At 59.5% G+C, this 11,474-nt stretch carries 10 protein-coding genes; 4 read left to right on the forward strand and 6 right to left on the reverse strand.

Annotated elements, in window-relative coordinates; genetic code table 11:
- The first annotated feature begins 36 nt into the window (after positions 1-36).
- On the forward strand, positions 37-414 hold the full coding sequence (locus C9990_RS00360) for a hypothetical protein (RefSeq protein ID WP_065902547.1): 378 nt from the start codon (positions 37-39) through the stop codon (positions 412-414).
- 189 nt (positions 415-603) lie between these two features.
- Here C9990_RS00360 and ubiA read toward each other — a convergent pair whose 3' ends face one another.
- On the reverse strand, positions 604-1,494 hold the full coding sequence (gene ubiA / locus C9990_RS00365; protein ID WP_065902545.1) for a 4-hydroxybenzoate octaprenyltransferase: 891 nt from the start codon (positions 1,492-1,494) through the stop codon (positions 604-606).
- Positions 1,494-2,057 (reverse strand): chorismate lyase, encoded by a 564-nt coding sequence (locus C9990_RS00370; protein ID WP_106802274.1) that lies wholly within the window; start codon positions 2,055-2,057, stop codon positions 1,494-1,496. The genes ubiA and C9990_RS00370 overlap by 1 nt, the downstream gene beginning before the upstream one ends.
- 195 nt (positions 2,058-2,252) lie before the next feature.
- Here C9990_RS00370 and C9990_RS00375 point away from each other — a divergent pair, with 195 nt between their 5' ends.
- The 3 genes from C9990_RS00375 (at position 2,253) to C9990_RS00385 (ending at position 4,073) form a co-directional block, all read left to right on the forward strand.
- Positions 2,253-2,420, forward strand: a complete 168-nt coding sequence (locus C9990_RS00375) for a rubredoxin (RefSeq protein ID WP_015886569.1) — start codon at positions 2,253-2,255, stop codon at positions 2,418-2,420.
- Positions 2,421-2,457: 37 nt separating this feature from the next.
- Positions 2,458-3,606, forward strand: coding sequence for an NAD(P)/FAD-dependent oxidoreductase (locus tag C9990_RS00380; RefSeq protein ID WP_106802275.1), 1,149 nt, complete (start codon positions 2,458-2,460; stop codon positions 3,604-3,606).
- A 191-nt stretch (positions 3,607-3,797) separates the two neighbouring features.
- Positions 3,798-4,073: an HU family DNA-binding protein gene (locus C9990_RS00385; protein ID WP_003213368.1), complete on the forward strand. Its 276-nt coding sequence runs from the start codon at positions 3,798-3,800 to the stop codon at positions 4,071-4,073.
- 87 nt (positions 4,074-4,160) lie between these two features.
- On the opposite strand, the gene C9990_RS00390 is transcribed toward C9990_RS00385, so the two are convergent.
- Genes C9990_RS00390 through C9990_RS00405 form a run of 4 tightly spaced genes read right to left on the reverse strand, consistent with a single transcriptional unit; the run spans position 4,161 to position 11,471 of the window.
- Positions 4,161-4,631: a hypothetical protein gene (locus C9990_RS00390; RefSeq protein WP_256595047.1), complete on the reverse strand. Its 471-nt coding sequence runs from the start codon at positions 4,629-4,631 to the stop codon at positions 4,161-4,163.
- Between the two features lie 25 nt (positions 4,632-4,656).
- The gene (locus C9990_RS00395) at positions 4,657-9,069 is read right to left on the reverse strand and encodes an RHS repeat-associated core domain-containing protein (RefSeq protein WP_106802277.1); all 4,413 of its coding nucleotides are present in this window, start codon (positions 9,067-9,069) and stop codon (positions 4,657-4,659) included.
- Between the two features lie 12 nt (positions 9,070-9,081).
- Positions 9,082-9,516: a DcrB-related protein gene (locus C9990_RS00400; RefSeq protein ID WP_065902540.1), complete on the reverse strand. Its 435-nt coding sequence runs from the start codon at positions 9,514-9,516 to the stop codon at positions 9,082-9,084.
- A 14-nt stretch (positions 9,517-9,530) separates the two neighbouring features.
- Positions 9,531-11,471: a type VI secretion system Vgr family protein gene (locus C9990_RS00405; RefSeq protein ID WP_065902539.1), complete on the reverse strand. Its 1,941-nt coding sequence runs from the start codon at positions 11,469-11,471 to the stop codon at positions 9,531-9,533.
- Positions 11,472-11,474 lie beyond the last annotated feature (3 nt).

The following is an 11,474-nucleotide window of genomic DNA, read 5'->3' on the forward strand; positions in this document are numbered from 1 at the left end:
GGTCCGAATCCTTACAACCAAAAAAGGAAGGTTCCGATGACTTACAGCACAATTTCCTGGAAAGCCCTGCTGGTCACGGCGGCGTTGACGCTGCCGACCCTGGCATTCGCGGCGGAGCCGGCGATGACTAAAGACGGGATGCTTGTCGACCACAAGGGCTTGACCCTCTACACCTTCGACAAGGATGCCGACGGCAAATCCGTGTGCAAGGATCAATGCGCGACCAACTGGCCGCCGCTGAAGGCGGATTCCACCGACAAGTCGACCGGTGATTGGACGGTCATCACCCGTGACGACCAGACCAGCCAATGGGCCTACAAAGGCAAGCCGGTGTACACCTACAAGGATGACAAAAAGGCCGGTGACAAGACCGGTGATGGCAAGGGCGGTGCGTGGCACATCATCAAGCCGTAAGGTAATCCTGTCGCGGGCGGGCCTGTCGTGGTGAGCGGGCTTGCCCCGCGTTGGGCTGCGCAGCAGCCCCAGTAGAAACTACTGCGGTATTTCAGGAATAACGCGTCGCCAGGTTTTGGGGGTGCTTCGCACCCCAACGCGGGGCAAGCCCGCTCGCCACATCAAGCTCCATCGCCCTGGCAGCCCGGCTCACCGCAATGCGTAATCCGCCACAATCCCGACAAATATCGCCAACCCGGCCCAGTGGTTGTGCAAGAACGCCTTGAAGCATTTGAGGCGGTCCCTGTCGCGGGTGTACCAGAACTCCCAGGCAAAACAGCCTGCCGCCGCCAACAATCCCAAGTGGAACCAGCCACCCAGCTCAAACCTTGCGCCGGCGAGCAACAGGCACACCAGTGCCAGGCCCTGCAGGGTCAGGATGATCACGCGGTCCGCATCGCCAAACAGAATGGCGGTGGATTTCACGCCGATCTTCAAGTCGTCGTCACGGTCTGTCATTGCGTAATAGGTGTCGTAACCCACCGTCCACAGCAGGTTGGCGATATACAGCAGCCACGCCGTGGCCGGCAGGTGGCCGGTCTCGGCGGTGAACGCCATCGGCATGCCCCACGAAAACGCCGCGCCCAGCACCACCTGCGGGTAATAGGTGTAGCGCTTCATGAACGGGTAGCTCGCCGCCAAGGCCAGGCCGCCCAGGGACAGCAGGATGGTGGTGGCGTTGGTCAGCAGTACCAGCAGGAAGCTGATGCCCATCAGCACCGCGAAAAACACCAGCGCCTCTTTCGAGCTGATCTTGCCGCTGACCAGCGGGCGTTGCTCGGTGCGCTTCACATGGCCGTCGACCTTGCGGTCGGCCCAGTCATTGATCACGCAGCCGCCGGCCCGGGTCAGCACCACGCCCAGCACGAAAATCACGATATTGCCCAAGGACGGCGAGCCCTTGCCGGCGATCCACAGCGCCCACAGCGTCGGCCACAGCAGCAGGTAGATGCCGATGGGCTTGTCCATGCGCGTCAACTGAATGAAATCCCAGGCCCTAGGGTTTAGGCGGTTCAGGGACTTGAGCAGACGTTGGTACATCAGCAGTTCTCCGGATGATCATGCAGCGCCTGCCAGAAGCTCGGCAGGAAGATTTCCGCCACCAACACGCTCAGCGGCCCGCGATCAAAGCGCGAGCGACGTGCCCACAGCCCGTCGACCTGGTCCGCGGTGGGCAGCCATGGGCGAGGGTAGCGGCATACTTCGATGGCCTGGCGGGTGAACGCATGGTCGCAGAACAACAGTTCGCCCAGCGAGCGGCTGCCGAGTTCGTCCATGTGCAGCCCGTCGCCCTGCAGTGCGCTGCGGGCCGCGACGCTGCGGGCGAACACCCACGGCTGGCCGTGCCCGCGCAAATACACTTCGCGTACCCAGCCGATCGTGGCCGGGGCCAGGCCCAATGCGGCACATTCATCGTCGCGCAGCGGCTGCCAGCCTTCGAACAGCGGTGTCACGCTGAAGCCGTCGTCGGACAGCCACGTCAGCCGGCGCGTGAGCGAGCCTTCGTCGAACAGCCAATCGAGGGTCAAGGGTGCAGGCGCTGGGACCAGAAGGCTCTGGGTCAGCCATTGGCAAGCATCGGGAAGGGCGGTTGAGTGCGGCACAGTGAGTCAGTATTGGCAGCAAAAGAGGCGGCGAGCTTACCATGGCATCCTGAGCTTTTGCCGGGCGGAACCCGCCGTTTGCGTCGATCATGCTTGCATCTGCCGGCCCCGATCAGTACAAAACGCCCTGAGCCGCACGGCAACGTTGGTCTATCGACCGTCGGCCAAGATGCCTGGACCCTGAGGAAGCAAGTAATGAAGAAGTGGCAATGTGTAGTCTGCGGCCTGATCTATGACGAGAAAGACGGCTGGCCGGATGACGGAATTCTGCCTGGCACCCGTTGGGAAGACGTCCCGGAAGATTGGCTGTGCCCGGACTGCGGCGTGGGCAAGATGGATTTCGAAATGATCGAAATCGGCTGATCTGAACATTTAAGAAACGTACTACAAGGAGAAAGGAATGAACGCACCTGTCGTGATCATCGGCACAGGATTGGCCGGTTACAACGTGGCCCGGGAGTTTCGCAAGCTCGACAGCGAGACCCCGTTGCTGCTGATCACTGCGGATGACGGCCGCTCCTACTCCAAGCCCATGCTCTCCACCGGCTTTGGCAAGAACAAGGAAGCCGATGGCCTGAGCATGGCCGAACCGGGAGCCATGGCCGAGCAACTCAAGGCCGAGGTGCGCACTCACACCCGCGTCAGCGGCATCGACCCCGGCCACAAGCGCCTGTGGATCGGCGAGGAAGCCGTGGCCTATCGCGACTTGATCCTGGCCTGGGGCGCTGAAACCGTGCGCGTGCCGGTCGAAGGCGATGCGGGCGAGCTGGTGTTCCCGATCAACGACCTCGAGGACTACGCGCGCTTTCGGGCTGCCGCCGCCGGCAAGCGCCGCGTGCTGCTGCTTGGCGCCGGGTTGATTGGCTGCGAATTCGCCAACGACCTGATCCTCGGCGGCTATGAAATCGACCTGGTGGCGCCGTGCGAGCAAGTCATGCCGACCCTGCTGCACCCGGCGGCAGCCGCGGCCGTGCAGGCCGGGCTCGAGAGCCTGGGCGCACGCTTCCATCTCGGCCCGGTGCTCAATCGCCTGCAGCGCAGCGCGGACGGCCTGGAAGCGCACCTGTCCGACGGTGAAGTGGTCCACTGCGACCTGGTGGTCTCGGCCATCGGCCTGCGTCCGCGCGTCGACCTGGCGGCGGCTGCCGGCTTGCAGATCAATCGCGGGATCATGGTCGACCGCCACCTCAAGACCTCCCACGCCAATATCTACGCCTTGGGCGACTGCGCCGAAGTCGACGGTCTCAACCTGCTGTACGTGATGCCACTGATGAGCTGCGCCCGTGCCCTGGCCCAGACCTTGGCCGGCAACGCCACGGCGGTCAGCTACGGCCCGATGCCGGTCACCGTCAAGACGCCGGTCTGCCCGCTGGTGGTGTCGCCACCGCCACGCGGCACCGAAGGCGTGTGGAGCGTTGAAGGGCAGGGGGCCGACATCAAGGCCTTGTGCCGCGACGCCAGTGGCCGCCTGCTGGGTTATGCCCTGACCGGCAGCGCCGTGATGGACAAACTGGCCCTCAACAAAGAACTTCCGCCTTTGCTGGCGTAAATACCGGTCGTTCTGTCGGAATAAGCACGTTTTTGTGCCCAGAAAGGTCGCGGCGAGACTGGCGGAGCGTGCGAGGGCATGCCATCCTCACTCCCGTCTGCCGCAGAGTAGAGCCTGCGGCGCCTTGGGCGCTGCTCCAGAAGAGAGCAGCACGGACATAACAACAAAAAACCGTCAAAGAGGCTTCACTTATGCGTAAACCAGAACTCGCAGCCGCTATTGCAGAAAAAGCAGACCTGACCAAAGAACAGGCCAACCGCGTACTCAACGCCGTACTCGAAGAAATCACCGGCGCGCTGCATCGCAAGGACAGCGTCACCCTGGTTGGCTTCGGCACCTTCCTGCAACGCCACCGCGGCGCCCGCACCGGCAAGAACCCGCAAACCGGTGAGCCGGTGAAGATCAAGGCGAGCAACACCGTTGCGTTCAAGCCGGGCAAGTCGCTCAAAGACAGCGTCAACCCGTAATAGCGATACCGTCTCGTAGGGAGGCGGGGCGGTAAAGAAGATGGGCACGCCGACTGGGTCGGGTGCCCATTTTTTGTGGGGCGGAGCTCAAAAATAAGAAAATGGAAGTTTGTACAGGTCGATGCCCAGCGACGACAGTGCCTGAACGGTTTCTCTTTCGTCCTTGGGTGAGGGGTCTGCTATTTCCATTTTGGCTTCTAGTTGACGAATGATGTCGGCCAACATGATCCAATCCTCGATGGAAATACCCATGTTCTTTATAGTTTTCAGCGACAGGTTTTCGTCATTGTGTTCGTAGTAGCCAACCTGGTTCTCAGTTCTTCCCAGCAACCAGAAATCACCTTGCCCACTGGCGGCAAACACTGTCCATAGAGGGCTCGCTGCAGGGCATTCGGTGTGCAGGAAATCGTTATACGCCTGTTGGGTATCAGGATCACAGACGATGAAGTCACTGGCCAATTCGATGCCTGGCAATTTCCCAAGCGTGGTAGTGGCATAGCCAGGAAGGTCCAGTGGCGATGTACTTACCTGGGCGTGCTCATCGACGATGGCTTTCAAGGACCTGCATTTAATCGGCATTTGGCTATTTTCCACATTTAGATTGGAACTGAGAAATACGCGCTTTTTTCGCAATACTTCTCAAATGTCGGGTAATTGATTTAGCCGCTCTTGTCTTGCCCATAGACGTTAGTCGCTTGTTATTCCTGCCGATCCATTTTTTCCAATGAGCGTTCCATTCCTGGCCCAATGGGCTGGAGTTTGTATGTACGCCATCCGGCTTCAGAATGTGATTCTTGGCAGGCAGATCATAGAAGAATTCACCGTTATTGACGTCCAGATCGCCGAGCGCCATGAAAGTGTCTTTCATTTCTTCCGGTAGACCATGGTGAATCTGGTTGGAAGACGCTTCGCCCGTGTAATCTTTCCAGATCCTACGGAGCTTTGCGGTAGAGGTTTTTGCCAAGCCCAGAGGGTCGATGTAGCCCTGTGGGTTAGGCGCGTACTGATATAGGTTGATCCCGCCTGCCAAACCAATGGGGTCTGGACTGATAAAGCGGCCGATGTCCGGATCGTAAAAGCGGAATGTGTTGTAGTGCAGTCCCGTTTCGCGATCCAGATACTGCCCCTGGAATCGCAGATTCTGTTCTTCGATATAGAACGGTTCGCGAACCTCTTCGAGCGTATTGCCCCAAACCCGATAGCTCGCGCGCCAGACAAGTGCGCCGGCGCTGTCTGTGAGTTGTTCAGGCATTCCGTTGACGTCGGTGTGGTAATAGCGAACGTGTTGCTGAAAGCCAATACCGTCGATACGGGCCAATGGCTCATAGCCGCCATCCGAATACAGGTACAGGCTGGTTTGATTATTGCTGTGCTCCTGTATCAGCTGCGGCCCATCCCAAGTGAACCTGACGGTGTTCAGTGGATAGCCGGCGCTATTTTCCTGAGTTTTTTCAATCCGTCTTCCCAGTGGGTCGTAAACCATCCGAACCACTGTGTGATTGGTAGAATCCTGGCACCTGACCTCGACCAGTCGATGTTCCGCGTCATAGCGAAAGTGCTGAACTCCGTAGCGGGCACTGCGCTTTTCAACCATTCGGCCAAAGCTGTCATAGCGATAGCGCTTGTCCTGATGGACCAGCAGTTGGTTGTGCACAACCAAACCGCCTTGTTGTGGCCCCTCCAGCAAATTTGCAGCGGCGTCATAAGCGAACACCTCGCTTTGCCCTTGAGCGCTGCCCTGGCAGGCGATGATGCGGCGTGTGGCGTCGTAGTGCAGCAGTTGCCGGTGCTGGCCCTCGGGGCGCTGGTCAAGTTTGCCGACCAGATTATCGCTGGGGTCATACTCGAAAATTTTCTGGTCGGCAGGCGGTAGCAGGGATGATTGATTATTGCGCCGGCTCAGACGACTGCGTAGGCGACCGTTACGATCATATTCCGTGCGGGAGGTCATCTGCCCTTGCGTGCGCAAAACCTCGCGATGCAGACGATCTCGTTCGAAGTCGCTGATGACCATGCCATCGACATTCAGTTGATGGAGATGACCACTGCCATAGTAAAGCCGGTTTATCCAACGACCGTCGGGCAATAGAGTCTGTGTGACGTTGCCAAGCTCGTCGTAAAAATGTTGCAGGCTGCCAGCCGAACTGTCTTCTTGGGTCAATTGGCCCAAGGCGTCGTAAGTCAACCCCAGCTTTTGCTGTGTGCCGTCTTTGTGTGTGAAGACCACGGCTATCGGTTGGTCAAGCGGGTCGTATTGATACTCCGTCCGACCATCATCGGTGATTTTTACAACCAGGCGACCTACGGCATCACGTTCAAAATAGTGGAACTGAGATTCGTGAGGGGTAGACGGTACGATAGCCATCCCGTTGCCGTGAGGCGCCGGGACAAACTCCAGGGCCGTCATATTATCCAGGGTGTCGTAGGTATAGCGTTTGGCCCCCCCATCCAGTCCCTGTTGTGATGTCATCCGATCGCCATCGTCCCAGGCAAATCGATAACTCTCGCCGTTTTCGTTGGTCAGGGCGAGCAATCGGCCATACGAGTCGTAGGTAAAATTGACTTTTCGGCCATGAGCATCGGTTCGTAAGCGAACCTGGCCTCGGCTGTTGTATTGGTAGCACGTTGTGTGGCCGGAAGCATCGGTGTAGCTCATGAGCTGTCCGCTGGCGTCCCGATGAAATTGTTCCACGCTAGCATCGGGTGACTGGCTAGATATCAGGTGACCCTGAGCGTCGTAGCTGAACCGTGTACGCTCGCCTAGGGCGTTGGTAATGACTAGCAAGAGGCCCTGGTGGTTATAGTCAAACCGAGTGGGGGAGCCGGAACAGTCGATATGTTCAATCAGTTGCCCGAACGGGTTCCAACGAAGTTTCTTGGATTTTCCTGTTGCGTCGATGATCTCTGTAACCAGGCCGTGGGTGTCATAACGGTATTGAGTGACATGGCCGAGCGGGTCGATTTCGCGAATGCAGTTGCCGCGTGAATCATAGTTATATTTCCAGCTGTTTCCGGCTGCATCTGTCTCCGCCAGCGGCAGTGCCCAATGGCCCAGCCATAGGGCTGAATCCGTACGCCCCAGTGGGTCCAGCACACCCATCAAGTTGCCTGATTCGTCGTAGCTGAACGAGTAGACACCACCTTGCGGGTCAGTTGCACTGAGCCACTGACGCTCGTCGTTCCAATCAAATAACCACGTTTGGCCAAGGTTGTCGGTGTAAGCAGTAATCTGGTGCTGACGGTTCCAGATCCTTGTGCTGACACGCTGCAAGCCATCGATGACGCGCGTGACGCCCGCCTGCAGGTCATAGTGGAAACGGTACTCGTCGCCTCCATCTGTCCAGTGCCGCACAACACGCCATTCAATACCCTCTATCAGCGCCCATTCGTAGAAGCAACGTAGCCCGGTCGGCAGTTGATGCTCGACCATTCTTCGCGATACGTCGTAGGTGAAGCGCCGTTGAATCTGGCCGGCAGCATCACGCACGATTGCCAGGTCGCCGGCCGAGTCATATTCATAACTGACAAGCACTTCCCGCGACTGATCGGCATAAACGCGTTGAATGCGGCAGACGCGACCTTGCTCGCGAATCAACTCGACCTGTACCAGGCTGAAGGTATCGTGCAACCCGACCAAGCGCCCGGCGTTGTCATAGTCTAGATAAATACGGTTGTCGTTGCGGTCGCCCAGTTGGCTCAAGCGCATCAACGACATCGCCCCGGGTGTCGCGTCAAACAGGCGATACAGCCCTTCATCGCTCTCGATCAACAACTGCCCGTTACGGTGACGACGAATGTTAAGTCCTTCGCCAGGACTGAACATCGCGCTGCCCAGCGCCATCGAGCCCAGGTTTATCCGCCGGCCCTGTTCGTCGGTATAAATCAGCTCTTCGCCACCCTCCGGATGCGCGCAAATCTCGACGGAAATTTCGTAGGGGGCACTCCAACCTGCGCCAAATATCCCGTTTTGGCGCTCGTCACGGCTGTTATAAAATCTGCGCCACTCAATAGGCAAAACACCGGGCAAGGCAAAATCCAGTTCGGTATCCCCGCCCAATACCTTGGCGCCCGTCGCTGCATGCACCGGGTTCATAGAGCCCATCGTTGCATTCGTCATCGCCCCGATGGCCTGGCTCACCGCGTATGAACCCACCCCGCCGAGCAACATGCACGGCAAATTACTCAGCGTCTTGCCCTTGGCTCCTTTAAGCATCATCAATGCTTCAATTGCCAACCCCACTCCTGGGGTTTTCCCGCTGCGGATCTCCTGCACCACCACCGTGCCGCCGCCAATCGTGACATTCGGCGAGATCAGCCCCGACGACACCACAGTCGCCTCGCACATGCTGCGATCACCGCTGCGCACGGCGGGTTGCCCATTGATGGTGACCTTGTCCGAACCCTCGGCCAGGAGCTGCGGCGGCATCGGTGGGTGGCGGGCACACAGGACCATGTCGGTAAGCGCCGGTACCACGCCCGGTGCAGGCGTGGCGACGGTGGGCCGCCATAGCTGGGAGAAGAAACCCTCGGCCATGTCAAGGAAGCCAGGCTCGGGTTGTGGCTCGGGGTCGGGCTCAGGCGGTGCCTGCTCAAGCTCCGTGCCTGCGGGAGCCACGTGCGAGGGGATCGACCCTGCAGCACGCGCAGCCGGAATGCTGTTGACGAAAGTGTCGGTCGAACCCACCGCAATCGTGGCTTCCACCACGGGCGGGAACAGCGCGTTGGCGAAACTCTCGCACATCTTACTGAGGCCCTTGTCGGCCCCTGTCTTGCTCATGGCCATACCGACCACGATGCCCACCACTGCACCGAGGATGCAGCCACCGATACCTGCAGTGGCGACGGTGACGCCAATCGCCGCCGCCACCGCCGCAGTCGCCAGTGCCGTGATCGCCACGTTGGCCGCCACCTCCAGCACCCCACCGAGGATATCCGCCATCATCGAGGTGTGGGTCAGTGCATCGCCCATCCGGGCCGCCCATAACGCGTCAGACATGCAGGCAACTCATCAGGAAACAGCGTCGAACGACAGCGAGTTTTTGATCAATGCCCAGTGCGCCGCCTCGGCATCCCCAAGCGTGTCTGCCTTCACATAACTCAAGGCGAGCATCTTGCGCGTGCCCGGTATCACCAATGCCAGCTGATACTGGAAAACCTTGTCATTGCCCTTGTTGAACTGGCTGCGCAGCTCGATGCCTTGCACCTCTTGGGCGGCGCCCAGACGCACATCGACCCCCGGTTGGTAGCGCAGATCCTGCACCTGTTTTTCCAGGCGCTGGAGTTGGTCATTGAAGTTGCTGTGCAGGGTTTCACCCTCGGCGAGCAGGCTGCGGCTGACGATCAGGGATGTCCCCAACTCCGGAAACTTGAGGATATTGATGGTCGCGTCCTGCAGCTCGCTGGCGGGCAGTTGAAACTGGAATTCGTTAATCCGATACGTCATGAAAACAGGTCTCGTCAGGAGCTTTTAGGCGCGGGGAACGCGGCTTTGATGTTGGCGTCGATGGCGCTTTTCTGGCCTTGGCCATCGGGTGTGGCGCCGGGGCCGCCGCCGTTGTTCAGGTGCAGCACGCCGCCGGTGTTGAATTCGGCATCACCGCTGGCGTAGAAGCTGATTTGCACGCCGGTGAGGTTGATCTGCCCGCTCGCGTTCAGCTCCAGGATGCTTTCACCGCAGACCAGGCGCAGGTTTTCGCCCACTTCAATCACGTAGCTCTGGCTGATGCTGTCGGTCTTTCTCTGGCCTACCGAGAGGATGTCTTGCTGCTTGACGATGCGCAGGCGGTTATTGCCAATCGTCACCGTCTCGTTGTGGCCAATACTTTTGTTACGGTCATGCCCCACCGAGTGGCTTTCATCCACCTCCACCACGATGTCCTGATTACGCTCGGCATGGATGTACAGCTGCTCCAAGCCCTTCTTGTCCTCCATACGGATTTCATTGAAGTTGGCCGGCGTGCCGCCCTTGCTCGAGCGGCTTTTCATGCCGCTCTGGGTCGCGTTTTCCGGCAGGTCGTAGGGCACCGTCTGCTCGGCGTTGTAGACGCGTCCGGTAATGATCGGCCGGTCCGGGTCACCTTCCAGAAAGCTCACAATCACTTCCTGGCCGATCCTTGGGATCTGCATCGAGCCCCAATTCTTGCCGGCCCAGGATTGCGACACGCGAATCCAGCACGAGCTGTTTTCGTTGGATTGGTCGTGGCGGTCCCAGTAGAAATGCACCTTCACGCGGCCGTACTGGTCGGTCCAGATTTCTTCGCCTTTGGGGCCGACCACCAGCGCGGTTTGCGGGCCCTTGACGATTGGGCGGTGGGTGTTGGCCAGTGGCCGGAAGCTTTGTTGCGCGTCGATGCAGGTCAGGCTGCTTTCGAACTGTGCAGACCCCGAGCCGCCGCCGCTTTCCAGGCTTTCCTGGACGATGTAGTAACGGCAGCCGACGATCAGGTATTCGCGGTTCTGGTCCTGGCGGCTGAAGCCGGTAAGGCTGAACAGGTGACCCGAACCCAGGCCGCGGGCATTGCCGCTGAACTCGATCTGTTCATGCAGGGTTTGCAAGGCTTCGATCCGGGTGCGGGCGTAGTGTTCGCCGTCTGCGCTTTGCACGTAGGTGCCGGGATAGTCATACAACGGGTAGTCGCCGGCGGTGTGCGGGCGCGGCATTGCCGAGCGCACGTCGATGCTGGCGCTGGGGCGCTGGAAGTCGTAGTCGTTGAGCTCCAGCGAGCCCGGTTGTACTTCCTGCGCCAGGTGCCAGTTGTGCATATGGTCGCGTTCGCGCTGCTGCTCGTCCTTGGGGTAGTACGGGATCGACGCGTAGCCGGGCACTGTGGCGTGGGCGCCATAGGCGTCGGCCAGCACCAGCACGTGGCGGTCCTGTTCGTGACGGAAGAAGTAGTAGATGCCTTCCTGTTCCATCAGGCGGCTGACGAAATCGAAACTGGTCTCGCGGTACTGCACGCAGTATTCCCACTCGCGGTACGGCCGGCTCAGGGCGTCCTCGAAGTCGGAAAAACCCAGGTCGCGAAACACCTGCTTGATGATCTGCGGGATGCTCAGGTTCTGGAAAATCCGGCAGTCCGAAGTGCGGCTCAGCAGCCACAGCCATGGGCGCAACGTCACCTGGTAGCTGGCGAACTGGCCCTGGTCGATATTCTGGCTGCAGCGCGCGACGATGCCGTGAAAGTGTCGCTCGCCACCGTCCGCCAACTGCAGGCCGACGCTCATCGGCTTGCCCAGCAACTGGTTGAGGTCGATGTTGGCGTCCAGCGAGGTCAGTTGCAGCTCGTAGTTGAACAACCGGCCCAGCTCTTCACCGCCGCCCATTTCATTGAGCAGCAGCACATCCGGCCCGAGGGGGCTGGTGATCTTGGCCAGGCGTGTGGCTTGGTTGAATAGCATCGG

This window comes from Pseudomonas sp. S5D5 (genome assembly GCF_003013355.1).
GTDB classification, from domain to species: Bacteria; Pseudomonadota; Gammaproteobacteria; order Pseudomonadales; family Pseudomonadaceae; genus Aquipseudomonas; species Aquipseudomonas aylmerensis.

What these genes read in the sequence shown, in the direction of transcription:
- C9990_RS00385 (WP_003213368.1), top strand. Translation starts at nt 3,798, where the DNA reads ATGCGTAAACCAGAACTCGCAGCCGCTATTGCAGAAAAAGCAGACCTG.
- C9990_RS00380 (WP_106802275.1), top strand. Translation starts at nt 2,458, where the DNA reads ATGAACGCACCTGTCGTGATCATCGGCACAGGATTGGCCGGTTACAAC.
- C9990_RS00405 (WP_065902539.1), bottom strand. Translation starts at nt 11,471, where the DNA reads ATGCTATTCAACCAAGCCACACGCCTGGCCAAGATCACCAGCCCCCTC.
- C9990_RS00400 (WP_065902540.1), bottom strand. Translation starts at nt 9,516, where the DNA reads ATGACGTATCGGATTAACGAATTCCAGTTTCAACTGCCCGCCAGCGAG.
- ubiA (WP_065902545.1), bottom strand. Translation starts at nt 1,494, where the DNA reads ATGTACCAACGTCTGCTCAAGTCCCTGAACCGCCTAAACCCTAGGGCC.
- C9990_RS00395 (WP_106802277.1), bottom strand. Translation starts at nt 9,069, where the DNA reads ATGTCTGACGCGTTATGGGCGGCCCGGATGGGCGATGCACTGACCCAC.
- C9990_RS00375 (WP_015886569.1), top strand. Translation starts at nt 2,253, where the DNA reads ATGAAGAAGTGGCAATGTGTAGTCTGCGGCCTGATCTATGACGAGAAA.
- C9990_RS00360 (WP_065902547.1), top strand. Translation starts at nt 37, where the DNA reads ATGACTTACAGCACAATTTCCTGGAAAGCCCTGCTGGTCACGGCGGCG.